The sequence below is a fragment of the Nocardia shimofusensis NBRC 100134 genome (assembly GCF_001613125.1).
GTDB classification, from domain to species: domain Bacteria; phylum Actinomycetota; class Actinomycetes; order Mycobacteriales; family Mycobacteriaceae; genus Nocardia; species Nocardia shimofusensis.
Window position 1 is genome coordinate 109772 of the sequence record NZ_BDBT01000005.1, and the last position, 26531, is coordinate 136302.

Here is a 26531-nt window from a genome sequence, read left to right on the forward strand (position 1 = left end):
GCACCGCTCGGATTCGATCGACTGCAGCAACGCGTCGCCGGCATCGCACCGGCGGTCCGGCAACCGTTGGACTCCCCGTACGAGATCTCCGACGAGTTGTTCGCCGCCCTGCGTCACGTCCTGCACGACGTCGGCGGACAGCCGGACATACCGGTCGAGTACCTGGAGAAGGAGGAAGAGTCCTGGGAGATGAACACCTATGTCACCTGTGAATGCCTCGGCTGGCGTGGGGTGTGGAACTCCGAGGAACGCAGGCGCGCCGAGAACGACCTCGGCGCGACGCTGTATTTCGGCCTCCCCTACTACGCGCGATGGGCGACCGTCGCGGCGAAGACCCTCGTCGCCAAGGGGTTGATCACCCCGGACGAACTGTCGGCGAAGATCGACGAGGTCCGCTCCCGATCGGCGGGCCCGCGATGACGGCCGACCCGCCGGAAACGCACCGCAGGTACCGCCTCGGTGATCGGGTCACCGTCCGTCAGGCCACCAGTATGTTCCACACGCGCACCCAGGCCTACACCCGCGGCCGCACCGGCGTCGTCGTCGACTACCGACCCGCATGGGTCATCCCCGAAGACGAGGCATGGGGCCGCGACGACGGCCGGGTCGAACCGTTCTATGTGGTCAGGTTCCGGCAGACGGAGCTGTGGCCGGCCTACACCGGTTGCGCCGCCGACACTCTCGAGACCGAGGTCTCCGAGCGCTGGCTCGAACCCGCCGGAGATCTCGACCCCGCACCGCAGCCGGACCCCGCCCCGCATCCCGACCCCGCCGAGGAGGACGAATCCCGTTGAGCCACACCCATGATCACGACGATCACGACGCGCACGCCCCGATCCGGACAGGTCAGGAGATCAGCGAGTTCGAGGTGCTGGAGACGGCGATCCGCGAACTCGCCATCGAGAAGGGCCTGTTCTCGCACGAGGACCACCGGCGCTTCTCCGAGTGGGCCCAGGCGGTGGGTCCGCACGGCGGGTCCCGGCTGGTCGCCCGCGCGTGGCTCGACCCGGACTTCAAGGCGCGCCTGCTCACCGACGGCACCGAGACCTGCAAGGAGATCGGCATCGACTGGCGCGACCCCACCGGCTCCGGCACACCGAGCGACTACACCTATTTCTACGTCCTCGAGAACACCCCGCAGGTGCACAACGTCATCGTCTGCACGTTGTGTTCGTGCTACCCGCGCCCGGTTCTCGGCATGTCGCCCGACTGGTATCGCACCCCGAACTACCGCAGGCGCCTGGTCCGATGGCCGCGCGAGGTACTCGCCGAATTCGGCCTGCGCTTCCCGCCCGAGGTCGAGGTGCGGGTGCACGATTCGAACCAGAAGTCCCGCTTCATGGTGATGCCGATGCGCCCCCCGGGCACCGAGGGCTGGACAGAGGATCAGCTCGCGGCGATCGTGACCCGCGACACCATGATCGGCGTCGCGCTTCCCCAGGTCGACTGGACCGCCACCCGGCCGCCGGACCAGGCCGACGTCGCGACGCGACAGGAGGTCCGCTCGTGAGCAGCCCCTACGACGTCCTGCTGAGCACCCTGCCCACCGGCGCCACCCGCGAATCCGCCCTGCCGGAACTGGATCGCACGCCCGACCCGTGGGAGTCGAGCATGCAGGCCACCTGCGAATGCCTGTCCTGGCGTGGCGCACTGGACAATCTCGAACGCAGGCATGCCGAAGACGCTCTCGGTGAGACCATCTACCGCGAATTCCCGGTGCGCGCCCGCTCGGCCCTCGTCACCGCCCACGCATTGCTGGAGCGCGGCGTGATCAGCGCGGACGAATTACGGGCCCGCATGGAGTTGGTGCGCGACAGGTTCCATCGCGCATAGCGCCGGCCGCGGTGCGTGGGCCGTGGGAGGGCGGGTCGACGCACGGCTCCCGATCGCTGCCTATGGTGAGTCGGAGGGGCGGCGGTGACTCCGGCCTCTGTTCGACCGACGAGAAGAAACGTAGGTGAGGGCACCATGCCGAAGATCGTGCTGTTCGGGGCGACCGGGTATACCGGCCGGCTCACCGCGCAAGCGCTGACCGCCCGGGGCGCGACCCCGGTGCTGGCCGGACGCAATGCCACCGCACTGGCGAAACTGGCCGCCGACGTCGGCGGCGCGGAGACCGCCGTGGCCGACGTGACCGATCCCGCCTCGGTGCGCGCCCTGTTGGACCGGGGCGATGTGCTGGTGACGACCGTCGGGCCGTTCCTCCGCTTCGGCGGCCCCGCGCTGGAGGCCGCCGTCGCGGCGGGAGCGCACTACTTCGACTCCACCGGGGAAGGACCGTTCATCCGCACCGTCTTCGACCACGACGACCGGGCCCGCGCGGCAGGCTCCGGACTGCTGACGGCGTTCGGATTCGATTACGTCCCCGGCAATCTGGCCGCCGCACTGGCACTGCGGGAGGCCCCCGACGCCGTGCGCGCGGACATCGGCTACTTCATCGCCGCACCGGGCACCAGCGGCGGCACGCGTGCCTCCATGGCGGGCATGTTGTTCGAACCCGGCTTCGCCCTGCGCGGCGGCAGGGTCGTTGCCGAGCGGACGGGCGCACGGTTGCACACCTTCGACGTCGCGGGCAGTCCGCATACCGGGGTGAGCGTGCCGGGGTCGGAACACTTCACGCTGACGCGCTCCTATCCACGCCTGCGTGAGGCCGGCGTCTACCTCGGCGTGCCCGCGTCGGCAGCCGCCCGCGGCGTGCAGGCCACCACGCTGCTCACCGATGTCCTCACCCGGGTGGGACCGGTGAAGCGACTCGTCGACAACGCTCTGGCCCGGGTCGTCAAGGGCTCGACCGGCGGCCCCGGCCCGGAGTCGCGCGCTCGCACCCGAACCTGGGCGGTCGCCGAGGCGTCCGACGCCTCCGGCCGCGTGCTGGCCTCGGTGACCCTCACCGGCGGTGATCCCTACGATTTCACCGCGGCCATCCTCGCCTGGGGCGCGCAGACCGCACTCGACGGCGGCCTGCTCGGCACCGGTGCGCTCGGCCCGGTCGACGCCTTCGGGCTCGACACACTCACCGCGGCAGCCGAGGCGGCGGGCCTGCGCCGGTAGTCCGGCGCAGGCGATCACACCGAGCCGAGGTCGAGATCGGCGACCCGCACCAGCCCCCGTTCCCTACGCGCCGTCTCCAGAACGAACCGCGCGCTGCGACCTCGGAGCCGCAGCGTCGCGATGGAGTTGCCGAAGTGCGGGCCGCTGACCTTCTCCCAGCGGACCGGGTCGGGTGAGATGCCGCGGCGGTCGGCGAGTTTGCGCAGCGCGCCCGCGAGCGGCTCGGCCCAGGACAGCGCGAACGCGAGATGGAAGACGCGCGGCGGGGCATTGTGCACCGGCGAGCAGACCAACTGCAGCACGGCGGAATCGGTGCCGCCCGGGTAGTCGGCGCGGGCGGCGTAGCTGTGGTGCACATCGCCGGAGAGCACGCAGATCGTGGCCGGCGCGTCCGGTCCCGTGCCGACCCGCCGGATCAGCTGGGCCAGTCGCTCGAAGGAGGCGCGGAAGGAGGGCCAGTGCTCGAGGTCGGCGGCCTGGCGCACCTTCTCGCCCAGTTTGCCCCGCCACCCCGGCTGACCGGCCGCGCGTTCGTTCAGGGACTGCAGGTGGCTGAGCAGGTGCGGCATCAGCCACGGCAGCGAGGAGCCGATGAGCAGGTGGTCCAGGTCGCCTGCGGCGTTCTCCTCGAGCCAGGCGAACTCCGCGTCGCCGATCATCAGGCGCTGCCCCTCGAGGATGCGGCCGTTGCGAGTGTCGATCATGAGCAGCCGGGTCCGGCCGAAATCGCGGCGGTAGCTCCACCGGACCGGCTTGCGCCCGTCGATCTCCCCGTCGGCGTCCTCGGCGAAGTCCTCCAGCATGGTCTGCACATCGCCGTCGGCCTCGAGAACCGCCCGGTACAGCGGGTCGCGGGCCATCTCCTCCGGGTCGGGATTGCCCAGATGCTGATACACCCAGTAGGACGCGAGCCCGGCGCGGATCCGCTTGCGCCACCAGGGTTTCCGCGCCATCTTCGCACGCCAGACATCAGAGGTGTTCCAGTCGTCGCGCACGTCGTGATCGTCGAAGATCATCGAAGTGGGCACGGTGGACATCAGCCACCGGATCTCCGGGTCCGACCACGACTCGTGGTAGAGCTCGGCGTATTCGCGGAACGACGCCACCTCCCCGACCGGTTCCTCGTCGCCGCGCCGGTCGGCCAGCCACTGCCGGATGTAGGGGGTCGGTTCGTCGGCATAGACCTGGTCGCCGAGCAGCACCAGCCAGTCGGCCCATTCGCGCTCGGGAAGCTTCTTCATCCGCACCGCGTAGGCGTCGAGCGCGTCGGGGCCGATCGTATCCGCCGCGAGCGCGCCCGGCGTCGCCTTCGCCGCCCGGCAGGAGCCGAACAGCAGCGTCCGGACCGGGCGGGTGCGGATCGTCGAGGGCGGGTAGGCCGCGTCCGGTTCCGGCCACACGGACGCGCCGTCGAGGGCGACTGCGTAGGGCGTCGAGGTCTCCGGGGCGAGTCCACGCACGATCACCAGGGCGAAATGCTGCTCGCCGACCTGGAACGTGCGGGTCCGGGACCCCAGTACCTCCACCTCGCAGGCCGCGTCCGTCTCCACCCACACCGCCGCGGATGTCGCGTCGACGTGCCGCAGGACCGGACCGAGAACCAACTCCGCCATACCGGAAACGGTACGCATGCGCGGCCGTCTCGTCCGGGTTCAGCTCCCGGCTGTGCGCTGATCGAGACCGAGCAGTCGGCCGTGCGGGCGTGACCGCGGACAGCCACTCAGAGCGCGAGGTGATCGGCGTACACCAGACGCTCGGTGGTTGCTCGAAAACTACGACCGAGGCGCACGGCGCACACGAGTAGCGCACAACGCGGGTGTGCGCGCTCCCGTGCGCGAATTCACGCGCGCGAATTCACCCGGCGGCCACGATCACCGCGCGCGATGGGGCGATCGTATGGGTGGGACTCGCCCAGACCAGCGGTGTGCCCGTCGTCGGCTCGACCGAGCCGTCGCACCAGGCGCGGAGTCGTTCGCGCTGCCAGGCGGTCAGATCGGCGACCGGATCGAGGCTCTCGTGCGCGGCGTCGACGCGCAGCGCCAGATCGGTCACCGGCCGGGAGCCCGGCCCGACGCCGGGCAGTCCGCGGAATTCGCGGTCGGCGGGCAGCGTCCATCGGGTGGTGGTGACCAGGCCCGCTCCGGCGTGGATCATGGCCACGACCAGACCGAAGGTCTCCTCGGCGCGGAAGTCGGCGTGACCTTCGCAGACGATCATCGCCACCCGCGGCGGCATCGGCCACAGTTCGTGACCGCGTTGCGGTCTCGTGCTGCCGTAGGAGCGCCACACCGGCTCGTCGGCATCGACGGTGCCCAGCAACAGGTCCAGCGCGGCCAGCGGGCGGTGGTCCTGCGGGTCGGCGTGCGGCGTGCCGTCCGGGCCGACGCGGCGCAGCGGCTCGGCCTCGCCCCAGGTCTGCGCGGTGTCGGACAAGTGCAGGGCCGCCGACCCCGGCTCGTCGGGACGCGCCGAGACGTGGCCCAGGTAGAACAGGCGCGAGCGCGGAACGGCGAGCGCGGCGCTGAGATCATGGCGGGTCATGGCACTGATCGCGCTCGCCCGTTCGGCCCGGGGCACCCGGCCGCTCGCGGCGTGCCGGGACAACCGGCGCAGGAACAGCAGCTGATCGGAACGATCGAGCACCGGGCCGTAGCCGACCGCACTGCGCGGCGTGGGCGGGTCGATGACGAGCAGTGCGGGGCGCTCGCGGGCCTGTTCCCAGTCCTCGGGCAGCCGAGGACGTTCGGCGTGCACGGCGGCCGGGGGCTCGTGCACGAACTCGACGACCTCGAGCAGCCGCTGCTCGGCGGTCACGAACAGCAGCTCCCACGGAATGCGGGCCAGCCGAGGACTCGGAGTGAACCGGACCCGCACCCCGGCCGACGCCCTGGCGCGTTCGACGATCTGACTGCGCAGTCGCTGCGGGAACACCGCGTCGGTGAGCGCGGTCGACAGGGCACGTTCCCCCGCTCGGGTCGCGAACGGGCCTGCGGTCAACGCCCGATGCACGCCCGCGGCCGCGGTCTCGCCGGGGAGCGCCGCGGGCAGGCCGACAGCCAGCAGCTCGCCTGCTTCGGCGACTCGGGCGGCGGGCAGAACCGCGAACTCGGGGTGCGCCGGGTCGTCGAGCCAGCGCCAGGTGAGGTAGGTGTCGCCGGCATCGGTGGCCCGGACGAGCACGTCGACGGGGCCGGTCACCGATCCGATTCGCCGTCGGGCGGGGTCAGCTCGGTGAGCGTGAGTGGGTCGGCGGCGACCTCGGGGCGACGCAATATGTCGAGATAGTCCGCGATCGCCGCGAGTCGGGCGGTCAGCATGCCGGTCGGCGCGAGACCGTCCGATGTACCGAGTTCTGCGAGCAGACCGGTCACGACGCGCTGGGCGTCGAGCGCTGCGGATTCGGCGAGCAGGAGGTGTTCCTCACCACGGAGCCGGGCTTCCTCCAGGTCTGCTTCGGAGGCGCTCGCGGGCACGGAGGCGAGGGTCACCATGGCGGTTCGGTGCTGATTCCAGGCGTCGATCATCGCGCGGTCGGCATCGACGAGGAGGCGGCCGATCGGGTCGCGGCGCAGGGCGGCCGGGGGGATGTCCGCGGCGAACAATCCGAAATGCACGGCGCCCAGGAATTTTCCGGCGGCGGGGAGTTCGGCGACCACGAGCCTGTCGTTCACCGTGGTCGCGGTGGCGGCGAGCAGTGCGCCGGTCTCGCGATCGGCGGCGTAGGCGAGCAGGTCGACGACCTCACGGCACAGCGGGTCGACGCCGTGGACGAGGTGGGCGCTGAGCTGGAAGGTGTCGGTGTCGCGGTGGTGTTCGACGCGCAGTTCGGGGATGTGGGCTCCGTGCCAGGAAATGATGCGCGGCGGCAATACGGTCGGGTCGAGCGGCACCTGGTCGATGTCGGCAGGCGGAATATCGCCGCCGAGGGTGGCGGCCACCGAGACGGCGCCGGGGGCGTCGGTGTCGGTGGACCAGCGTCGCACCGCGTCGAGCAGCGCTACGGTGTCGATGATTTCGGCGCCGTCGAGTGCGGCGCGCAGTTCTGCGGCGGCGTCGTTCAGGCCGTGTGCGGCGGCCGCGGGCGCGGCCAGACGAAGTAGTTCCAGTGCCGAGGCGGACAGTTCGCCTTCGCGGCAACGCTCGCCGAACTGCGCGAACGCGTACTCCGCGTGCCGGAACAATCTGCCCGCCGCGGTCACCCCGCCTGCGGCGTGCTCGGCGACGGCTTCGTCGATCAGCAGCGCGCCGTGATCGATCGGGCGCATCGTCCAGCGGGCGACAGCCGCGATCCGGGCGCGCTCGCGCCAGGGGCCTGTCAGGCCGGGGCAGTCCAGGGAGTAGGCGGCCTCGCCTCGCTCGCGCAGTAGTTCCACCAGATCGGCCAGTTCGGGATCGGCCAGTGCCGCGCCGAGCGGTCCGGGTGGCGCGCCGGCATCGACGGCCCAGGACAGCAGTCGCTGCGGGGCCGCCGGGTCGATCCTTCCCGTGATCCCCGGCCCGACCCGCAGGTCGACGCCCGGCACCGCGGGTGCCCGCCCGGACCACCAGCTCACCACGCCCCGATCGTCGATCACCATGACCGCCGCACCAGTCCGCTCTGCGCTCACCAGGGCACCCCCTCGGTGAAACCCTGCCCTTCCAGCGTCGCCTCGGCCTCCGCGTGCCGGAGCGCGGTACGGCGGGCGGCCTCGGCTCCCCGATACAACTCGGGCCGGTCCCGCACCTGCGTCACCTGCCCGACCGCCAGGAACAGCAGCGCGTCCACCAGCCGCGCGGCCGCTTCGACCGACGCCGACACCGCCCCTTCCGGTCGCGCCGCACCGGTCCGGTCGCAGCCCTGCTTCCAGGCGGTACGCACCAGCTCGGCCGGATCCGCGGAGGCGGGCAGCAGCTCACCCGGAGCGGCGAGCACGCCGAGCGCGAGGGACTTCTCCCAGCAGTCGCCCGACCCGTCCGGACTCGGCGCGCGATACTCGGACAGGCACGCACGGGCGCGGGAGAGAATCTGCGCGTCGCGCACCTCGCGGTATCCCGCGGGTTCGATCGCGAGATCGGCGTGGACAGACAGCAATTCGGCGTCGATGGGTACCTCGGACCGCGCGACGCGCTGCTCGGCGCGCCCGGCGTCCAGCCGGGCCGACCTCAGCTTCCGGTAGATGATCCTGGCATCGACCAGCTCACGGCCTTCGACCTGCCAGCGCAGCAGCGTCCTGCGGGCGCGCAGGTAGGCTTCGGGCAGATCCGGGTCCTCGCGGAGGCGGGGATCGGCGCGGATCTGCACTCCGAGCAACTGTTCGGCCCGCGCGTGCTCCTCCGGCAGCGGCGCGCGCGGCGGCTGCTCGGGATCACCGAAGACCGCCAACGCGGCGATCTGCTCGGTGAACGCCGCCCGCGCGCGCGGGTCGTCGGCGAAGTCGGCCATTTTCTCGAGCAGCACCGAGGCATAGCGACGCATGGCGAGCGCGCGGTAGTCGTCGTGATGGCGCTCGGGGTCGGCGACGAAGTCGTCTGCGGCCGCGGCGGAATCGAGCACCCCGCCCGTGCCCACGCCGCCGTGCTCGCGCACCATCGCCGCCCGCACCGTCGGGGGGACCTGCAACTCATAGCATTTGACGGAGTCGCCGAGCCTGTGCGGCAGCCCGCGGGGTCGGTACTCGTGCGCTGCCGCCGCGAACCCGGCGGTGAAGCGCGCCAGCGGATCGCCGTAGTCGGCATACATGCGCGATACCGCGAGCCAGCCCGCCGGCTCGTCCTGGGCGCTGTCGGTGCGGGCCAGGAACGCCGCCAGCGGACCGTACTTCGCCCGCGCCCACTCCCGGCCGTCGCCGAGCTGACCCGACCAGCCCTTGAGTTCGTCGACGAACTCCTTGTGCCGAGGTTTGGGAGCGGCCGCGGCCTTCGACCACAGCACCGCCAGCTTCCGGCGGGTGGTGGTGCGGTCGGCGGCGGTCGGGGCCCACCACGACTCGCTCACCCAGCTCGCCTTCGGATACGGCGGCATCGGTCCTCCCTCACGACATCCCCGGCGTGCGGGGCAGTCTGCGATTGTCCGGCACGGACCACGCCCCAGGCGCATTGTGCATCCGGTTGCCGCGCCTCCGGAATCGGCCGAACAGATGACACGGCGTCGAATCCGATGCGCACAGACCCACCGGGATGTCGATGGAATCGAGGACTATCTTCCCCCGGCCGCGCGTTCGATACTGTCGGGGTGAACGAAACCGGGGTCTACGAGATCACCGTCGCCGATCGCGCGCTGAGCGATCTGATCGATGCGGTGCACGACGTCGCCGAGCGTCCCGCGCGGCCGTCGGACCGCGGCTGGGCGGCTCGCGCTGTCGCGATCAGGGATTCTCTCGACAGCTCGCCCACCCGCGCGGGCCGGGAGCCGCACGAGGGCAGACCGGTCGCGGAGGTGATCGTCGAAGCCGACGGATTCGTGCGGGTCGATGTGCGTTTCGCGGTGAGCGACTGCGCGGCGTCCGCCCGCTTCGACACCGGCTGCGGCACGACCGGCACCCTCGACACCATGCGCCCGGCGTCCTTCGCCCGCTACCTGATGACCGCGACGATGGCCGCCCTCACCGCCCGGGGCGTGCAGGCCGAGTCCGTCCGGCACACCGCCACCGCCTGAAACCGCCGAGGCGCTACAGCGCGTCGAGCGCGATCATGCCGTCCTGCAACACGCGTGCCACCAGCGCCGCCTTGGTAGTGGCCGGGCGACCCACCGCCTCGTACTTCTCGCGGATGCGCACCAGGTGCGTGTTGATGGTGGCCGGGGTGATGAACAGTTCGGCGGCGACCTGCGCCTTGGTGTCGGAGCGAAGCCAGGCGAGCAGAACCTCGATCTCGCGTTTGGTCAATCCAGCCGCGGGGTATTCGCTGGCGAAACGAGAAGACTGCTGAAAGGTCATGTAGCGACACCCTCCGGTTGCGGCCGAGCCACCGATGACGACTTGTCATCCATCACCATTGAATTCCGAGATTGCCCGGAGATCACTCCAGTTCGCGCAGGCACCCGCTCTCATCCGAGAGACCCGGCTCTCGTGGCATGTAATGAAGTACTCTCACCTCCGTATGTACAGGGGGCGCATGCATGCTCGCGCGTCCGAAGGTGAAAGGGGCCCAGACCGATTAGCGCAGCAGATCCGACCTTCTCCAAGCTCATCGAAGCAGGGGTGTCGGCCCTGATCGCACGTCCCGAGCAGTTGCTGGACCGGGGGTTGACGGCCGAGGAAGTATTCAATACCGCGGGCGTGTCCAATGCGACGTTCTATCGCCGCTTCTCCGACAAGAGCACCTACATCCAGGCGCTGATCGACAGGTTGATCGACGGACCCGGCAGCGGCGAGGCCGAGATACGCGCGCGGGTACGCGCTTTAGGCACCCAGGGCGGTCCGCCCACCACGGCATTGCGCGATCTCGTCGTCGCCTTCTTTCCCATACTGACCGACCCGCGTGCGGTGTCGCGCCGGGTGCTTGCACACGCCTTCGCCGACAGCACCCCCCGCGCGGCACATTCGGTGCGCGCCGATTACGCGCGCCGCGACGCCCGGCTCCTGGCGGTCTACGACGAAGCGCTCGCGAAGAACGGCCTGACCTTGCGCCGACCGTTCACCCCCAAGTCGCTGGTCGTGGTGGTCAACGCGTTGTTCGAGGGTTTTCAGCTCCGCCACCGCAGCGATCCGGGCTCGGTCACGCCCCGTTTGGTCGCCGACTCCCTGCTGGCCGTTCTCGGCGGCGTTCTCGACACCGGCGGCGCGCACGAACATCTCGACGATCTGCCGCTGGTACGTCAATCGGTGCGCCGTTCCACCGAGCTTCCCCGTGACCCCCGTTCGGCTGTATTGGCCGTGGCGCGCGAGGAATTCGCCGAGCGCGGCTACTTCATGGCCAAGCTGGAGAACATCGCCGTCGCCTCCGGCGTCCCGATCGAGCAGTTGCGCAAACTGTTCCCCACCAAGACGCATCTGATCGTCGGTGCGCTGCGGCCGCGGTTCAAGGCGATCCAGGAGGCCATCGACGACGATCTGCTGCTGGAGCTGGACGAGACCGCCATCGTCGAGAACTACCTGCTGCGCCTGGCCAAGGTCTGCACCGAGGACATGCCGTTCACCGATGCCCTGATGCTCGCGCTCGCGCACGACACCTACGGTGAGCCGGATCGGGTCAAGCCGCTCAAGGAAGAGCTGAACCTGCCCGCCATCATCGCGCCGATCATCGCGGAGGGTCGCCGCAACGGCGTGTTCGCGGGTGTCGACGATCCGATCGAGGTGGCCGCCGAACTGACCAACGCGCTGCTGCTGCGTTGCTTCACCCGGCGCAAACACGCCCCCGAGGACAACGCGCGCATCGTCGCCGACCTCGTCCTGCGCGGTCTGGTTCAGCGCTGAGACCGGCCCCGCCCCACAGCGAAACCGTGTGGCGGGGCGGGTGATCCGGCTCGTTTCAGCCCGCGCGCCGCAGCCCGGCGTGCTTGATCGCGTACCGGAAATCGGCGCTGCCGAAGGGCATCGTCTCGACGACGGGTTCGGCCAGTGCGCCCCTGGCGCGGCGCAGTTCCCGGTATTCCGCGCTCGTCGCCTCGAGCTGTTCGGTCACCACAGCGGCGACCACGCGAGCCAACCCGGGAGCCCGACGCTCGCCGGGACGCAGTTCCACCCGCAGGCGCAGCTCGTCACGTGACCCCGCGTCGGCGACGGTGGCGAGCACGAACTTGCCGGTGAGGTCGTCGCAGACGCGCGGGTCGGCCAGCGCGGCACGAATGCCGTCCGGGCGGATCTTCACCGCGTAGAAGGTGGCCGCCACATCGGGTCGGCCCCGCAGCACGAGGAAGGCCGACGACGGCGAACAGGTGCGCAATCGCAGTCCGTGACCGGCGCGGCGCAGCTCGGCGGCGAGCCGGACGGCGGTGCGGACCTCCCCCTCGTCGTTGATCCGATAGCGGACCAGCGGCATCGCGTTGGCGACGGTGAACAGCAGGCGACCCGCCTCGTCGGTCTCGGTGTAGCGGTAGCGCGGGTCGTACTCGACCAGAGTGGGAGTCACCGCCGCGTCTGCGAACAGGCGCCGCCGGAGCCGGGGATCGGCCTCGGCCAGGCGGCGCACGGCGATGGTGCTCGGCGTCTCGTGCCCCATCATGCCCGCGTCGGCGGTGCCGTAGACCAGGCAGGTGTCCTCGACACGGCCGGGCTTGCCCATCAGCTCGAGTACCCGGTCGCGCCAGGACTCGGTGATGTTCTCCCCGGCCAGCAGCAGCTTCAGATCCTGGCCGAGCACGTGCGGGCCCGCGCCGTCGAGCACGTCGCGCACGAACGGCGGGTATCCGGCCAGCACGACCTGCTCGTAGTAGGGGCCGAGTTCGGCGATGTCGGCGCGCACGGTCTCGACGTTCTGACCGGGCGCGATCACCGAGACCGGGTATCCACGCGCGGCCAACCCCTCGACGGACCGCATGGTGTAGGTGCCGCCGATCCAGTTGCCCATCGCGAAGGCCACGACCACCAGGGTGCGCCGCCGGTGCGCGCCGAACTGGCGCAGGATGCGCCCGTGCAGCACGACGCCCTGCGCGTGGGCGATCTCGTCGCGCGCCCAGTAGCCGGGACGGCCGGTGGAGCCCGAACTCGACGACCAGATACCCGCGACACCGATGTCGCCCCCGGCCATCAGATCGTTGCGCGGATAGGCCTGGAAGTAGTTGTCCTTGGTCACCGGGGGCAGTGCGGCGAAGTCCGCCGGTGTGTGGATCGCCTCGGGTTCGATACCGTTGTCACAGAGGAACTTCGCGTAGGCCGGGACCCGATCCACCGCGGACCGGAACACCGCGAGTGCGTGATCGAAACCCGGGACGGTGTCCTGATGATCCATCTGTCGTGACTCCTCTCTCCCGGACGCGGCGACCGCGCCCGAGGAAAGACCGATCCCCCGGATCGGACGCCCGGACAGTCACGGCCACTCCGCCGAGCGAGGAGACTGCTCGTACACACCGCCCCGTCGCGAGGAAGGCAGCGCGATATGACCGAATGGCCTAGCCAGGCGTTCCTCCTCGGTATCGAACTGCTGGAGGCAGGGCGCTTCGCCGAGGCGGTCGCGGCCTTCACACTCGCCCGCACCGCCGCGGCCGGTTCCCCTGCCGCCGACGCCGAGTGCCTGCACTACATCGGACTGGCCCACGCGCAGGCCGGTCGACTCGAACAAGCCGCGACCGCGCTGATCACCGCCCAGGACCTGCTCGCCGGATCCGCGCCGGACGAGTTCCGGGCCGAGGGCGCCGAACTCACCGCCGATATCCTCGTCGACCTGGGCCGCGTCGCGGAGTCCGCGCGGTATCAGCGCCGTGCCGCCGACGATTTCGGTCACCTGGGTGATCGCGACCGCCAGGCCGACAACGAGTACGCCTTGGCCTGCAGCCTCGCCGAAACCGGCGACAGCGCCGCCGCGTTCGCCGCGTTCGACGCCGCCTGCCGCGGATTCGCCGCGACGAACCGGTCCGACGAGATCGCCGCAACCCACACCGCCCGCGCGGATCTGGCCGTGCGCCTGGACGACACCGCCACCGCACGCAGGCATCTCGAGGAGGCGATCCCTCTGCTCGACGCCGATCGCCATCCCGACGACCTGGCCTCGAGCCACTATCGACTGGGCCGCCTGATCGCCGACGAGGGCGACCAGGCCCGCGCGGAACAGCATCTACGCACGGCGCGAACCGGGTTCGCCGCCCTCGACGACTACGCCGCGGTCGCCGAATGCGACGACGCGCTGGGGGATGTGCTCACCGCGGCCGGACGATACGAGGATGCCGTCACCGCCCTGGCCGCGGCCACCGGCGGCTATCCGCTCGATCGCGCCCTCGACCGCGCCGACTGTCACCGGCGCATCGGCCTGATCCGGCTCCAGCAGGCTCGCATCGACCAGTCGCTGGCCGCCTGGGCCCGCGCGCACACCGAACTGCTCGCCGCGGGTCGTCCTGATCTGGCCGCGGAGATGCTGATCCCGTCCGGCATGGCGCTCGAGGACATCGGCCGCTACGACGAAGCGCTGCGGATGTTCCGCTCGGCCAGGGCGGCTTTCGCGGCCGACGGTCACGCCGGTGAGGTCGCCTGGTGCGATCTGAACATCGCGACCGTTCATCTGGCGCGCGGCGAGCTCGACACCGCCGAGCGCCTGCTCACCACCGCGAGCGCGATCCTGGCAGGCACCGATCGCGGCCACCACGCCAGGGCGCAGCTGTATCTCGGAGTGCTGCACGCCGAACGCGAGGATTTCGACCGCGCGAAGACGCTGCTCACCGCGGCCCGGGCAGATGCGCTGGAACTGCCGGATGCCCAACTGGCCGCCGACTGCGCCGTGCACCTGGCCGGCGTGCTGGCCCACATCGGCGCATACCGCCCGGCGCTGCGGTTGCTGGACCAGGCCCGGGCGAGTTTCGTCGAAGGCGGCGAATGGGCGAAAGTCGCCCAGGTCCAGGATGTCCGCGGCATGTGTCAGTTCGCGCTGGGCAATCTCCGTGAAGCCGAGGAACTTCTGCTCCACGCTTGCGACGGGCTGGCGAGGCACGGCAAGACCCGCCACATCGCCCTCGCGAACTGCCACCTCGGCCTGGTCTATCTGGAGACACACCGGCTATCCGAGGCGCGGGCGGCCTTCGAGCGCAGTCACGCGGCACTGCGGGGCTTCGCCCCCGACCGCTTGACCGCCGTCGTGGAAGCCAACCTGGCCGGGCTGTTCCTACGGCAGGACAAGCATCGTGACGCCGAACAGATGTACACCGCGGCCGAGGCCACGCTGGCCGCGGCCGGGCAGCCGATCCGGGCGGCCGTGTGCCGGCAGAATCGCGGCGGTACCCGCGTCCTGCTCGGCGAACTCGACGCCGCGATCGCCGATCTCGAAGCAGCCCGAGCGATCTTCGAACCGCATGCGGCCTACCGACGCAATACCGCCGTCTGCGACCTGAACATCGGGCTGGCCCACAGCGCGCGCGGCGACCACGACCGCGCCCTGCTCCATATCGGCCGCGCCCGCGCGACCAACGCCCGGATGAACCTCGTGCTCGAGACCGCCCGCTGCGATTTCCTCGCCGCCACCGTCCGGGTCGCCCGCGACCCCGCCGATCTGCGCACCGCCCTCGACCTCGCCCTGCCCGCGCTGTTGTTCATCGACCATCAGCGCCTGCAGTTCGTGCACGCCAGGACGCGCTCGGCGTGGGCGGCCCGCTCGGCACTGTTCCGTTCGACGATCTTCGACTGGACCGCTCGTCTGGGCGACCCGGTCCTGATGGCCGAACTCGTCGAGGTCGCCGTGAATTCCGGCACGCACACACCGGGCACCGCCGACTCCCCCGCCCGGGCCGACCACCTCGCCGCCCTCGCCGCCGATATCGCCGCCGGACCGCAATCCGGTCCCAACCCGCTCGCAGGCACGGATCTGCTGTCGCCCGCCGATCCCGAGGCGCGCGCCGACGCCCCGGCCTTCGCCACCGCAGGCGCGCTCGTCGCCGGAGCGGTCCTGCCCATGCGTCCGCCGCCGCGGCTGCGCATGCCCGGCGGATCGATCGCCCTGGGCGAGTTCATCGACAGCGCCGAGGCACGCTACGGGTCCATCGATCGCCGGTTCGAGGTGCCCGCCTGGTGAAGCGGCATCCGACGCACCTCACACTCGCGCCGATGTCCACTGTGAGGAAACGCCGACTACGATAGCGACATGGCAGAGTCCGCACAGGCCGCAGAGTCCGCGACGATCGCGGCCCACGTGCACCGCGACACCGGCGATCCGGCCCCGGTCCAGCGGGAAGTCATCGGCGAGCCCCCGACCGGCGGCGATCTGGAAGCCGCCATCGCTCGTCAGGTGCGGGCGCTGCGGCGGGCGAGCGGCATGTCCGTGGGCGAGATGGCCACCAGGGTCGGCATCTCCAAGGCCATGCTGTCCAAGATCGAAAACGCCCAGACCTCGTGCAGTCTGTCCACGCTCGCCCGCCTCGCCGCCGGTCTCGACGTGCCGGTGACGTCGCTGTTCCGTGGGGCCGACACCGTCCGCGAAGCCGTCTACGTCCCGGCCGGCAGCGGCGCGGTCATCGTCGGTCGCGGCACCCGCATCGGCCACCACTACGAACTGCTGGGCTCGCTCCGCGGTCAGCACAAGCGTCTCGAACCGGTTCTGGTCACCCTGACCAATGCCAGCGAGGTGTTCCCGCGATTCCAGCACGCGGGCACCGAACTGCTCTACATGCTCGAAGGCGTCATGGTCTACGGCCACGGCGATGCGGAATACACCCTCCGGCCCGGCGATTCGCTGTTGCTCGACGGCGAGGGCATCCACGGCCCGAACGAACTGGTGCGACTGCCGATCCGCTTCCTGGCTGTCACGGCCTACCCGGACAACCACGAAGAGGACTGAGCGATCCGGCGTCTCGACCGGTGGCGGTCTCCGGGACGCCGAAACCGGCCGCGCGGATGTCGTCTCCACCCGGCCGGTCTCCCCGACATGTGCGCGATGTCAGCCGTTCAGCGCGGTCCCGGCCGGGCCGAGATCGAGGAACACCGTCTCCCCGTTGGCGTCGTCGAGTCCGTCGTTGTCGGTGACCACATACAGGTTCCCGTTGCCGCCGACAGTGAGGCCCTCGACCTTCTCCTGCACATAGCCGTTCGTGGCACGCAGATCAGGCAGCAGGTCGCGAACCAGCTTCTTGGGCAGCACCTTCGGCACTTCGCCCGGCGCGCTCACACCCGCTTCGGCAGGGATCTCCACCCGGTAGACGGCCTTGAGCCGGGCATCGGGGCCGTTGAGCTTGTCGCGCTCGAGGATCAGCAGTCCGCCGTCGTGGACGGCGATCTCGGACAAGCCGATCCAGTCGCCCTCGGCGTCGGTGCTGTCCAGCTGGTAGCCGAACCACTCCCACGCACCGCTGCCGGGCGTGTAGCGGCCGATGCGTGCGAGGCCCTTCGGGTCCGTCTTCATCTCGCGCTGCACCACTACCCAGATCGCCTCGCCGTCCACGGCCACACCTTCCAGCCCCTGCCCGCCCAGGCCCGCCGCGATATCGGCGGGCAGCGCGACCCGCTCTTCGATGCGGCCGTCGGCGGCCGTGAGGACGAGTTCGTTGCCCGCGCCCTCCTTGCCCTCGACGGCCAGCACGAAACCGCCCTCGGGACGCGCCGAGAGACCCTCGACATCGAGCGTCACAGGGGAGCCGTTGTCGGTGACCACGATCTCGGAGTCGATGAGCGCGGGCGTGCGCGAGACGTCGACGCCCAGAACGCGGGCCGGTCCGTAGGCGATGTCGGTGGCGGTGTAGAGACGGTTCTCGTTCGCCGGGTCGGCGGACAGCGCGCCGAGCGCGCCCCAGCCGATCGGCGTGCCGTCCCGGTCACCACCGACGATCGACGGGAAGGCGGGCTTGCCTGCGGCAGTGGTGAAATCGGCGCCGTACCCGTAGACGTTCACCGAGGCACGCACCCGGTCTTCGGCGTCATCGGCCTCCGAGGCAACGATCAGCAGATCGCGTTGCGGGACAGGCACGATGCCCTCCGGCCCCGGCGTCGTCGGCAGGATCTGGACGAACTTCGGCGCGGTGACGTCGCCGACGTCGTAGACCGCCACGAAATTGCTGCGCTCGGAGGCGATCAGCGCGGTCGGACGGCCGCCGATCTCGGTGATCGCCAGCCCTTCGGGCTCCGGGCCCTTCGACTCGGCGCGACCCTCGATGTGCAGGCCGGTCCGCACCGCGAGCTGGGAGAACGCATTGCCCGCGTCCCAGACCACCTTGCCGGTGGCGGCGTCGAAGATGGTCCAGCCGCGACTGCCGCCCTTCCAGTCGCCCTCGTTGGCGGTGGCCAGGTGATCGTCACCGATCCAGCCGATCGCGTCGGGCTCGCGGGCGACATCGGCGATCGAACCGGTCTGGTCGAGCGCGCCGTCCTCGGCGGTGTCGATGCCGTCCACCGAGACCGCACCGGCGCCGAAGATCGAGGTCACCGCACCGGTTTTCCCGTCGACGATCGCGATGCCGTTGTTCTCCTGCAAGGTCACCGCGACCTGGCCGCGGGAGTTGATCGTGACGTACTCCGGCTCGAGGTCGCCGGGGGTGTCCAGCCCCGCGGTGCGCGCCGCTTCGACGTCGAACTCGACCTTGCGCGTCCGCCACGCGATCGGCTCGCCTGTGAGATCGACGAGCTGAAGGAATCCCGTGGGCGGCTGAGGTAGATCGCCCTCCCCGCCGCCGTTCGGGGTGAACTCCTCGTCGCGCTGGTTCTCGATCGCGATCGCGGCGAACGCGCCGCCGGGGCTGATGGCGATCGAGTCCGGCTGGCCGCCGAGATCGATGCTGTGCACCCGAGTGCGGTCGCTGACGCGCACGACATCCACCCGACCGGACGGTGCGGCGTAGTTGCCGCCGGTCGTATCGACGACCACGAGGACGAACTCCCCGTGCGCGACCACGGAGGTGGGCTGATCGTCGGCATGGCCCAGCTCGGCCAGCGAGAGTGTGCCCAGCCCCGCCGGTTTCGCGGGATCGCGGATGTCGAGGAATCCGATGCGCTTGGCGGCGGCATCGGTGTAGACGACGGTGTTGCCGTCCGGCGTGACGGTGGAGATCTCCGCGACCGTCTCCGTCTCGATCGGCTCCCCGGCGGGCCGATTCAGGTGGACCGGATAGGTGGCCACGCGGTGGAAACGCTGCGCGTCCGCCAGGTTCCAATCGATCGGCGAGGTGGCCCGCGCGGTGTCCCCGTCCTGCTCGTCGGTAGAGCATCCGGCCGCCAGCAGGGCGGCGGCAGCGGCCAGCGCGGCCACGCGACTCAGGTTCGACGTCGTCATCGGTCCTCTACTTCGATCTCGACGGTGGTCGAGGCAGCGTGACGCGGTCAGGTGAGCCGATGGGGTTTGCCGGGTGAATGCCAGGCGACGATCAGGCGACGATGATGTCCGAATTGTCCACGTGCGCGCCTCCGGACACGACGAAGCCGACCGGGTGGGGTGGCGTCCCAGCCGGCCGGCTTGCTGTCTCGGGGCCCGCTGTCGATCAGTCGGCGGTGGCGCCTGCCGGGGTTTCGGCCCCGGCCTTGCCTGCTTCTGCCTTGCCTGCTTCGGTCTCGCCCGGCTCGGGCTTGTCGTCGCTCGCGCTCTCCGAAGCGGCGGCCTCCGCGGCGATGGCCTCCGCCGCCGCGACCGTCGCCGCGGGAGTGATGACCGTGGTGGTGAGTGTGGTGGTCTCCAGGACGTAGGCGGATTCACCGTGAATCGTCGAGTCGAGGCCGTCGGCTTCGTGCTCGGCCGGAACACGCAGCCCCATGACCATGTCGAGCACCTTGGCGATGAGGATGGTGACGATGAAGGTGTAGGCGAAGACCGCGATCACCGCGACGCACTGGCGCCACAGCACATCCACGCCACCGCCGTAGAACAGGCCGGCCGCGGCGTTGGGCGCCTCCGGCACGGCCAGGAAGCCGATCAGGATGGTGCCGATCACGCCGCCGACGAGGTGGATGCCCACGACGTCGAGCGAATCGTCCACGCCGAGGCGGAACTTCATCGACACGGCCAGGCAGCACACGGCGCCGGAGACCGCGCCGATGATCAGCGCGCCGATCGGCGAGACAGCGCCACAGGCGGGGGTGATGCCGACCAGCGCGGCGATCAGGCCCGAGCTCGCACCCAGCGAGGTGGCGCGCCCCTGCCGCAGCTTCTCCACGACCAGCCAGGCGCAGATACCGGCGCACGCCGCGGCGATGGTGTTGAGCACGACCACGGCGGCGGAGTTGCCCGCCGCCAGCGCCGAGCCGCCGTTGAAGCCGAACCAGCCGAAGAACAGGATGCCCGATCCGAGCATGGTCAGCGGAAGGCTGTGCGGGCGAGGCGGGTTCGGGAAAGTGCCGCGCTTGCCGAGGACGAGGACCAGCGCCAGCGCCGCGACACCGGCGTTCATGTGCACCGCGGTGCCGCCCGCGAAGTCGATGGCGCCCAGTTTGTTGGCGATCCAGCCGCCGAGCACCGAGCCGTCGGCGGAGTCGAAGGCGAAGACCCAGTGCGCGACCGGGAAGTAGACCAGCACGGCCCACACGCCGGCGAACAGCATCCACCCGCCGAACTTCATCCGGTCGGCGACCGCACCCGAGATCAGGGCGACGGTGATGGCCGCGAACAACAGCTGGAAGGCGGCGATCAACGCGGGTGGCAGACCCGGTTCGGCGGGCGCGTCCAGCAGGGCGGAGGAGCCGAAGTACTCCAGCGGGTTGCCGAGCAGGCCGAGGCCGCCGATCGAGTCACCCAGCACCGCCGAGTACCCGAAGACGATCCACAGCACGCCGACCACGGCGAACGCGCCGAAGGTCATCATCGCCATGTTCAGCGTGTTCTTGATGCTGACCATGCCGCCGTAGAACATGGCCAGACCGGGCACCATGATGCCCACGGCGGCGCAGGCCGCCAGAATCCATGCGGTATCAGCCGCAGCGATCGCTTCCGTCATTTTCCCTCATCATCCAGGTCAGCCGTTGAGATTCGGTGTCTCTCAGTGGTGAACGGTCCCGGTTTCCCAGTAGACGGCCGACCAGATTTCCGGTGAATGCACGCGAGTGACATTCCTGTTAACACCACCGAGCGGAACCGTTCCGCCTGACGCATGGTCCACGGCATTCCCTCCCAGCCGGGTCACACGGAACTGACGTTCGCGTAACCCTGACGACATATCGACGGAGTTTCATGTTGTTCGACAGCAATTCACTCCATGAAACAGCGGGGTCACTCCATGAAGCATCACTCCATGAAGCAGGGGGTGCACTGAATGACCGAAACCCACAGCTACGTCATCGTCGGCGGCGGCCTGGAAGGACTGGCGATCGCCTGGACGCTCGCCGAGCGCGGCGAGACCGACGTCCTCGTCCTCGAACGCGACACCCTGTGCTCGGGTATGACCGGCAAGTCCAGCGGCGTGGTGCGCTGCCATTACGGGACACCCTCGCTGGCGGCCATGTCCTGGTACGGCGTGGACGTATTCCGTCATGCCGCCGAACTTCTCGGCGACGATCTCGGATTCCAGCAGTGCGGCTATGTCGTCGGCGTCGGCGAGAACAACGTCGAGCCGCTGCGCGCGAACATCGCGATGATGCGGGGCCTGGGCATCGACACGTATGTCATCGACCACGACGAGATGCGCGCGCTGTGGCCGGGCCTGCATCTGGACGATTTCGCGGCCTTCGCCTACGAACCGCTGGGCGGACGCGGCGACGCCTACCTGGCCGGCATGGGATTCGCCGCCGCCGCCCGCAAGCTCGGGGTGCGTATCCGCCAGTCCACCCCGGTCGCGACGCTGTTGCAGAGTCCCACCGGCGCGGTGTACGGCGTCGCCCTGACCGACGGCACACAGATCCACGCGGGCACCGTCGTCCTCGCCGCCGGGCCGTGGACCCCGGCCCTGGCCGCCACCGCCGGGGTCGACATCGACATCAAGGCCCAGCGCGCCCAACTGGTCATGATCGATCAGGGCGAGCCGACACCGATCGTTCCGGTGCTCTCCGATCTGGCCGGGCTGTCCTACCTGTGCCGCGAACCCAACGGCGAGATCCTGGCGGGCAATTCCGACCACAGCGCGCCGCAGTACATCGACCCCGACAACTACGTCAACCGCGCCGACGAGTCGACGATCGACAAGGTCGTGGCGAAGCTCGGCCACCGCCTGCCCGACATGCCCGACCCGCGGATCACCGGCTCCTACGTCGGCGCCTACGACGTGACGCCCGACTACAACCCGGTGATCGGCCCCGCCCCCGTCGCCGGACTGTTCCTGGCCGCGGGCTTCTCCGGCCACGGATTCAAGATCTCCCCCGCGGTCGGCCGCCTGGCCGCCGACCTGCTCACCAAGGGGACCACCGATCTACCGAACGTGGACCCGCGCGACTTCCGCTACGAGCGCTTCGCCGAGGACGACCTGCTCGTCAGCCCGCACCCCTACGACGGCGCGGGGGAAATGCGCTGACTCCCGCCGGCGGTGGACCGGCCCGCGCTCACGGGCGCGTGTCCGCGCTGTCGAGACGTGCCCGCACCGAACAGTCCGCCGCACCACACCTTTCGCCGAGAAACCGCATCGACATCTGGAGCTCCGATGGCCACCGACACCGCCCTCGCCCCGGTCCCCGCCGCCACCACCGACACTCTCACCGAACTCGCCCGCGCCACCGGCACTCGCTACATCCTGGCGCTGTTCGTCACGCTGTCGGGCAAGCCCTGCGCCAAACTCGTCCCCGTCGAGGCCGCCGACCGGCTCGCCGTCGACGGCGCCGGGTTCGCGGGCTACGCGGCGGGCACCATGGGTCAGCAGCCGCGCGATCCCGACCTGGTCGCGATCCCCGACCCCGCGACCTTCACCCCGATCCCGTTCATCCGCCCCGGCCTCGCGCTCGTGCACTGCGATCCGCACGTCGACGGCACGCCGTGGCCGTTCGCGCCGCGTAATGTGCTGGCCGCGAGCCTGGCTCGCGCGGCGAAGCGCGGCTTGACCGTGAACGTCGGCGCGGAGATCGAGTACTTTCTCGTCGACCGGGACTCCGGCGGTGGGCTGCGCACCGCCGATCGCGCCGACACCAGCAGCCAGCCCTGCTACGACGCCCGCGACGTCACCCGCATGTACGACCACCTCACCGAGGTCGCGGCGGCGATGAACGCACTGGGCTGGGGTAATTACGCCAGCGACCACGAGGACGCCAACGGTCAGTTCGAGCAGAACTTCGACTACGCCGACGCCATGACCACCGCCGACCGCGTCATCACCGCCCGCTACCTGCTGTCGGTGATCGCCGAGAAGCGCGGCATGCGCGCCACTTTCATGCCCAAGCCGTTCACCGACCGCACCGGCTCGGGAATGCACCTGCACCTGTCGCTGTGGGACGGCACGGGGGCGCTGTTCCCCGACGCCGCCGACCCGCGCGGGCTCGGCCTGTCGCGCACCGCGTACTCGACCATCGCGGGCATTCTCGACCACGCCTGCGCCCTGCAGGCCGTGCTCGCCCCGACGGTCAACTCCTACAAGCGCATCGGCGCGACCTCCACCTCCAGCGGCGCCACCTGGTCCCCGCGCTACGCCACCTACGGCGGCAACGATCGCACGCAGTACCTGCGCGTGCCCGACCACCACCGGGTCGAGCTGCGCGGCGGCGACGGCTCGGCCAACCCGTACCTGGCCATCGCCGCGACCGTCGCGGCCGGCTTGGACGGCATCGAGCGTGATCTCGATCCGGGCGAGCCGGGCTCCGGCGCCGTCCACGGCGACATGCTGCCGATGACCCTGTTGCACGCCATGGACGCCCTCGACGCCGATCCGGTGATCGGCGCCGCGCTCGACGGCGCGGGCCCCGGCGTCAGCACCTATTTCAGCGGCCTCAAGCGCGAGGAGTTCTTCGCCTGGCACAACACGGTCTCGAGCTGGGAGATCGACCGCTACCTCACCGCCTTCTGAGGCGGTTCCCGACCAGACAGTCCTCCACTCAGAGAGAGAGTTTCCCCATGTGCGGAATAGTCGGGTTGCACCTGCGCGACGAAACGCTGTATCCGCGGCTCGGCGCGCTGCTGACCGGCATGCTCGACCAGATGTGCGACCGCGGACCCGATTCGGCGGGCATGGCCGTCTACGGTGACCCGATCTGGTCGCCGCCCGGCGAGTCCACCGTCTCGCTGCTGGACGCGGGCGTGCCCGCCGCGGAACTGGCCGCCGGACTCGGCGACCTGCTCGGCGTGACCGTGACGGGCATCGACCTCGCGCCGACCACCGTCCTGCACGCCCCGATCGACGCCGCCGAGCTGGCCGCCGCCGTGCCCGGCATCGCACCGGCCGCCCGCGTCATCGGCTTCGGCGCGGATCTCACCGTCGTCAAGGGCATCGGCAATCCCACCGAACTCGCGCACCGGTTCGGCCTGCCGCGGGCCGCGGGCCGGCAGGGCGTCGCGCACACCAGGATGGCGACCGAGTCCGCGGTCACCGCGGCAGGTTCGCACCCGTTCTCGGTGGGCCCGGACCAGTGCCTGGTGCACAACGGCTCGTTCTCCAACCACCGCAGCGTCCAGCACGAATTGCAGCGCGCGGGCGTGGTGTTCGACAGCGACAACGACACCGAGGTCGGCGCGCGGTTCATCGCCGACCGGCTGGCCCAGGGCGTCGATCTGGAGAAGGCGCTGCGGCTGCTCATGGAGCGCTTCGACGGCTTCTACACCCTGCTCGTCGCCAACTCCGAATCCTTCGCCGTGGTACGCGATCCCATCGCCTGCAAGCCCGCGGTGGTCGCCGAGACCGACCGCTGGGTGGCGATGGCCTCCGAATATCGCGCGCTGGCCGATCTGCCCGGCGTCGCCGACGCCCACATCTTCGAACCCGAACCGGAAGAGGTCTACCTATGGCACCGGCAGTGAGCACCATGGCAACTGCGACCGAGACGGCGAGCGGCGCGCTCCGGCTGGATCTGACCGAGACCTCGGTGCGCGAGGTGAACGCGCTGCTGCACAGCTCCGACGCGCCCCGCCAGGTCACCCTCACCGAACCGCGCGGCGCGCACGCGCTGGCCTGCGGCCTCACCGACGACCTCGAGGTCACCATCGCAGGCCATGTCGGCTACTACTGCGCGGGGATGAACCAGAACGCCTCGATCACCGTGCGCGGCAATGCCGGCGTCGGGTTGGCCGAGAACATGATGTCGGGCACCGTCCGGGTCACCGGCGACGCCTCCCAGTCCGCGGGAGCCACCGCGCACGGCGGCCTGCTGGTCATCGAGGGCAACGCGGCCGCGCGTTGCGGTATCTCGATGAAGGGCGTGGACATCGTGGTCGGCGGCGACATCGGTCACATGAGCGCCTTCATGGGACAGGCAGGCCGCCTGGTCGTGCTCGGCGATGCCGGTGAGGCGCTGGGCGATTCGCTCTACGAGGCCCGCATCTACGTGCGCGGCGCGGTGGCCTCCCTCGGCGCGGACTGCGTCGCCAAGCCCATGCGCGAGGAACACCTCGCCGAACTGGCCGCACTGCTGAAGGCCGCCGGCATGGACGCCGATCCGGCCGATTTCACCCGCTACGGCTCGGCCCGTTCGCTCTACAACTTCCACGTCGACAACGTCAGCGCCTACTGACCTGCCGATCGACCACGGACAGGAGACTCCGATGACAACCCCCGCTCACGATCCCACGCTTCGCGAGTCCGCCACCTTCCCGCGCTCGGTGATCGCCGAAATCCAGCGCGCCGCCGAGACCGGCATCTACGACATCCGCGGCTGGGGCGCCAAGCGAGCCCTGCCGCACTTCGACGATCTGCTGTTCCTCGGCGCGTCCATGTCCCGCTACCCCCTCGAGGGGTACCGGGAACGCTGCGACACCGACGTGGTCCTCGGCGACCGGCACGCGAAATACCCCCTGCACCTGGATATCCCGATCACCATCGCCGGCATGAGCTTCGGCGCTCTCTCCGGCCGGGCCAAGGAGGCGCTCGGTCGCGGTGCCAGCGAGGTCGGCACGTCCACCACCACCGGCGACGGCGGCATGACCCCCGAGGAACGCGGCCAGTCCAAGAACCTGGTCTACCAGTACCTGCCCTCGCGCTACGGCATGAATCCCGACGACCTGCGCAAGGCCGACGCCATCGAGGTCGTGCTCGGCCAGGGCGCCAAGCCCGGCGGCGGCGGCATGCTGCTCGGTCAGAAGATCACCGAACGCGTCGCGACGATGCGCACCCTGCCCCAGGGCGTCGACCAGCGCTCGGCCTGCCGCCACCCGGACTGGACCGGCCCGGACGATCTGGCGATCAAGATCATCGAACTGCGCGAGATCACCGACTGGGAAAAGCCCGTCTACGTCAAGGTCGGCGCGACCCGCACCTACTACGACGTGAAGCTGGCGGTGAAGGCGGGCGCCGACGTGATCGTCGTCGACGGCATGCAGGGCGGTACCGCCGCGACCCAGGACGTGTTCATCGAGCACGTCGGCATCCCCACGCTGGCGGCCATTCCGCAGGCGGTGCAGGCGTTGCAGGAACTGGGCGTGCATCGCCGGGTGCAGCTCATCGTCTCCGGCGGCATCCGCAGCGGCGCCGACGTGGCCAAGGCGATGGCGCTGGGCGCGGACGCGGTCGCCATCGGCACCGCCGCGCTGATCGCGCTGGGCGACAACAGCCCTCGCTTCGCCGCGCAGTACGCCGCGCTCGGCTCCGCGCCCGGCTTCTACGACGACTTCCAGGAAGGTCGCGACCCCGCGGGCATCACCACTCAGGACCCGGAGCTGGCCCGCAATCTCGATCCGGTGGCCGCGGGCCGTCGCCTGGCGAACTACCTGCGTGTGCTGACGATGGAAGCTCAGACCCTGGCCAGGGCCTGCGGCAAGTCGCATCTGCGCAATCTGGAGCCCGAAGATCTGGTCGCCCTCACCGTGGAGGCCTCCGCCATGGCGCGGGTGCCGCTGGCCGGAACCGACTGGATCCCCGGAAGGTACTGAGTCTTTCCTCAGGACAAGCGTTT

General features: G+C 70.4%; 22 protein-coding genes. 14 read left to right on the top strand and 8 right to left on the bottom strand.

Annotated elements, in window-relative coordinates; translation table 11 throughout:
• Positions 1 to 21 precede the first annotated feature (21 nt).
• From NS3_RS30310 to NS3_RS07430, 5 genes are all read left to right on the top strand, one after another.
• On the top strand, positions 22 to 420 hold the full coding sequence (locus NS3_RS30310; protein WP_281205143.1) for an SH3-like domain-containing protein: 399 nt from the start codon (positions 22 to 24) through the stop codon (positions 418 to 420).
• Positions 417 to 794, top strand: a complete 378-nt coding sequence (locus NS3_RS30315; protein WP_067855731.1) for an SH3-like domain-containing protein — start codon at positions 417 to 419, stop codon at positions 792 to 794. The genes NS3_RS30310 and NS3_RS30315 overlap by 4 nt, the downstream gene beginning before the upstream one ends.
• A complete protein-coding gene (gene scnC, locus NS3_RS07420) occupies positions 791 to 1510 on the top strand; it encodes a thiocyanate hydrolase subunit gamma (RefSeq protein WP_067855734.1) in 720 nt (239 codons plus the stop codon). The genes NS3_RS30315 and scnC overlap by 4 nt, the downstream gene beginning before the upstream one ends.
• A complete protein-coding gene (locus NS3_RS07425) occupies positions 1507 to 1833 on the top strand; it encodes an SH3-like domain-containing protein (protein WP_067855737.1) in 327 nt (108 codons plus the stop codon). The genes scnC and NS3_RS07425 overlap by 4 nt, the downstream gene beginning before the upstream one ends.
• A 135-nt stretch (positions 1834 to 1968) precedes the next feature.
• Complete coding sequence (locus tag NS3_RS07430; RefSeq protein ID WP_067855741.1) at positions 1969 to 3051, top strand: saccharopine dehydrogenase family protein; 1083 nt, start codon at positions 1969 to 1971, stop codon at positions 3049 to 3051.
• A 14-nt stretch (positions 3052 to 3065) separates the two neighbouring features.
• Here the strand turns inward: NS3_RS07430 and NS3_RS07435 are convergent, their stop codons facing one another.
• The 4 genes from NS3_RS07435 to NS3_RS07450 form a co-directional block, all read right to left on the bottom strand.
• Positions 3066 to 4664 (bottom strand): alkaline phosphatase D family protein, encoded by a 1599-nt coding sequence (locus NS3_RS07435; RefSeq protein WP_067855743.1) that lies wholly within the window; start codon positions 4662 to 4664, stop codon positions 3066 to 3068.
• 241 nt (positions 4665 to 4905) lie between these two features.
• A complete protein-coding gene (locus tag NS3_RS07440) occupies positions 4906 to 6249 on the bottom strand; it encodes a hypothetical protein (protein ID WP_067855746.1) in 1344 nt (447 codons plus the stop codon).
• Positions 6246 to 7658: a hypothetical protein gene (locus NS3_RS07445; protein ID WP_067855749.1), complete on the bottom strand. Its 1413-nt coding sequence runs from the start codon at positions 7656 to 7658 to the stop codon at positions 6246 to 6248. The genes NS3_RS07440 and NS3_RS07445 overlap by 4 nt, the downstream gene beginning before the upstream one ends.
• Entirely contained in the window at positions 7655 to 9052 is a 1398-nt protein-coding gene (locus tag NS3_RS07450) for a hypothetical protein (protein ID WP_157101228.1), read from the bottom strand. The genes NS3_RS07445 and NS3_RS07450 overlap by 4 nt, the downstream gene beginning before the upstream one ends.
• Positions 9053 to 9262: 210 nt before the next feature.
• Here NS3_RS07450 and NS3_RS07455 point away from each other — a divergent pair, with 210 nt between their 5' ends.
• Positions 9263 to 9685, top strand: a complete 423-nt coding sequence (locus tag NS3_RS07455; protein WP_067855755.1) for a hypothetical protein — start codon at positions 9263 to 9265, stop codon at positions 9683 to 9685.
• Between the two features lie 13 nt (positions 9686 to 9698).
• Here the strand turns inward: NS3_RS07455 and NS3_RS07460 are convergent, their stop codons facing one another.
• Positions 9699 to 9965: a LuxR C-terminal-related transcriptional regulator gene (locus NS3_RS07460; RefSeq protein WP_067855758.1), complete on the bottom strand. Its 267-nt coding sequence runs from the start codon at positions 9963 to 9965 to the stop codon at positions 9699 to 9701.
• Between the two features lie 264 nt (positions 9966 to 10229).
• Here NS3_RS07460 and NS3_RS07465 point away from each other — a divergent pair, with 264 nt between their 5' ends.
• The gene (locus tag NS3_RS07465) at positions 10230 to 11444 is read left to right on the top strand and encodes a TetR/AcrR family transcriptional regulator (RefSeq protein ID WP_067855761.1); all 1215 of its coding nucleotides are present in this window, start codon (positions 10230 to 10232) and stop codon (positions 11442 to 11444) included.
• A gap of 55 nt (positions 11445 to 11499) precedes the next feature.
• Here NS3_RS07465 and NS3_RS07470 read toward each other — a convergent pair whose 3' ends face one another.
• Positions 11500 to 12918: a phenylacetate--CoA ligase family protein gene (locus NS3_RS07470; RefSeq protein WP_067855765.1), complete on the bottom strand. Its 1419-nt coding sequence runs from the start codon at positions 12916 to 12918 to the stop codon at positions 11500 to 11502.
• Positions 12919 to 13065: 147 nt separating this feature from the next.
• Between NS3_RS07470 and NS3_RS07475 the strand changes: the two genes are divergently transcribed.
• Together NS3_RS07475 and NS3_RS07480 are read left to right on the top strand one after the other, a co-directional pair.
• Positions 13066 to 15681 (top strand): tetratricopeptide repeat protein, encoded by a 2616-nt coding sequence (locus tag NS3_RS07475; RefSeq protein ID WP_067855768.1) that lies wholly within the window; start codon positions 13066 to 13068, stop codon positions 15679 to 15681.
• A gap of 69 nt (positions 15682 to 15750) precedes the next feature.
• Complete coding sequence (locus NS3_RS07480; RefSeq protein ID WP_174550440.1) at positions 15751 to 16443, top strand: helix-turn-helix domain-containing protein; 693 nt, start codon at positions 15751 to 15753, stop codon at positions 16441 to 16443.
• Between the two features lie 99 nt (positions 16444 to 16542).
• On the opposite strand, the gene NS3_RS07485 is transcribed toward NS3_RS07480, so the two are convergent.
• Both NS3_RS07485 and NS3_RS07490 read right to left on the bottom strand, forming a co-directional pair.
• Positions 16543 to 18864 carry an esterase-like activity of phytase family protein gene (locus NS3_RS07485; RefSeq protein WP_067855771.1) on the bottom strand — a complete coding sequence of 774 codons (2322 nt, stop codon included), beginning with the start codon at positions 18862 to 18864 and terminating at the stop codon, positions 16543 to 16545.
• Positions 18865 to 19069: 205 nt separating this feature from the next.
• Positions 19070 to 20515, bottom strand: a complete 1446-nt coding sequence (locus NS3_RS07490; protein ID WP_084495143.1) for an ammonium transporter — start codon at positions 20513 to 20515, stop codon at positions 19070 to 19072.
• 315 nt (positions 20516 to 20830) lie between these two features.
• On the opposite strand from NS3_RS07490, the gene NS3_RS07495 reads away from it, so the two are divergent.
• The 5 genes from NS3_RS07495 to NS3_RS07515 all read left to right on the top strand — a co-directional run bounded on the left by NS3_RS07495 (position 20831) and on the right by NS3_RS07515 (position 26508).
• The gene (locus NS3_RS07495) at positions 20831 to 22021 is read left to right on the top strand and encodes an NAD(P)/FAD-dependent oxidoreductase (protein WP_067855774.1); all 1191 of its coding nucleotides are present in this window, start codon (positions 20831 to 20833) and stop codon (positions 22019 to 22021) included.
• Positions 22022 to 22147: 126 nt separating this feature from the next.
• Positions 22148 to 23497, top strand: a complete 1350-nt coding sequence (glnT, locus tag NS3_RS07500; protein WP_067855777.1) for a type III glutamate--ammonia ligase — start codon at positions 22148 to 22150, stop codon at positions 23495 to 23497.
• 47 nt (positions 23498 to 23544) lie between these two features.
• Positions 23545 to 24444, top strand: a complete 900-nt coding sequence (locus NS3_RS07505) for a class II glutamine amidotransferase (RefSeq protein WP_067855780.1) — start codon at positions 23545 to 23547, stop codon at positions 24442 to 24444.
• Entirely contained in the window at positions 24429 to 25154 is a 726-nt protein-coding gene (locus NS3_RS07510) for a GltB/FmdC/FwdC-like GXGXG domain-containing protein (protein WP_067855783.1), read from the top strand. The genes NS3_RS07505 and NS3_RS07510 overlap by 16 nt, the downstream gene beginning before the upstream one ends.
• 31 nt (positions 25155 to 25185) lie before the next feature.
• A complete protein-coding gene (locus NS3_RS07515; protein WP_067855786.1) occupies positions 25186 to 26508 on the top strand; it encodes an FMN-binding glutamate synthase family protein in 1323 nt (440 codons plus the stop codon).
• The last annotated feature ends 23 nt before the right edge of the window (positions 26509 to 26531 follow it).

Bases quoted from the DNA above. Each gene is read 5' to 3' on its own strand.
- NS3_RS30315 (WP_067855731.1), top strand. From the start codon at position 417: ATGACGGCCGACCCGCCGGAAACGCACCGCAGGTACCGCCTCGGTGAT.
- NS3_RS07490 (WP_084495143.1), bottom strand. From the start codon at position 20,515: ATGACGGAAGCGATCGCTGCGGCTGATACCGCATGGATTCTGGCGGCC.
- NS3_RS07460 (WP_067855758.1), bottom strand. From the start codon at position 9,965: ATGACCTTTCAGCAGTCTTCTCGTTTCGCCAGCGAATACCCCGCGGCT.
- NS3_RS07470 (WP_067855765.1), bottom strand. From the start codon at position 12,918: ATGGATCATCAGGACACCGTCCCGGGTTTCGATCACGCACTCGCGGTG.
- NS3_RS07505 (WP_067855780.1), top strand. From the start codon at position 23,545: ATGTGCGGAATAGTCGGGTTGCACCTGCGCGACGAAACGCTGTATCCG.
- NS3_RS07485 (WP_067855771.1), bottom strand. From the start codon at position 18,864: ATGACGACGTCGAACCTGAGTCGCGTGGCCGCGCTGGCCGCTGCCGCC.
- glnT (WP_067855777.1), top strand. From the start codon at position 22,148: ATGGCCACCGACACCGCCCTCGCCCCGGTCCCCGCCGCCACCACCGAC.
- NS3_RS07475 (WP_067855768.1), top strand. From the start codon at position 13,066: ATGACCGAATGGCCTAGCCAGGCGTTCCTCCTCGGTATCGAACTGCTG.
- NS3_RS07480 (WP_174550440.1), top strand. From the start codon at position 15,751: ATGGCAGAGTCCGCACAGGCCGCAGAGTCCGCGACGATCGCGGCCCAC.
- NS3_RS07435 (WP_067855743.1), bottom strand. From the start codon at position 4,664: ATGGCGGAGTTGGTTCTCGGTCCGGTCCTGCGGCACGTCGACGCGACA.
- NS3_RS07515 (WP_067855786.1), top strand. From the start codon at position 25,186: ATGACAACCCCCGCTCACGATCCCACGCTTCGCGAGTCCGCCACCTTC.
- NS3_RS07495 (WP_067855774.1), top strand. From the start codon at position 20,831: ATGACCGAAACCCACAGCTACGTCATCGTCGGCGGCGGCCTGGAAGGA.
- NS3_RS07450 (WP_157101228.1), bottom strand. From the start codon at position 9,052: ATGCCGCCGTATCCGAAGGCGAGCTGGGTGAGCGAGTCGTGGTGGGCC.
- NS3_RS07510 (WP_067855783.1), top strand. From the start codon at position 24,429: ATGGCACCGGCAGTGAGCACCATGGCAACTGCGACCGAGACGGCGAGC.
- NS3_RS07430 (WP_067855741.1), top strand. From the start codon at position 1,969: ATGCCGAAGATCGTGCTGTTCGGGGCGACCGGGTATACCGGCCGGCTC.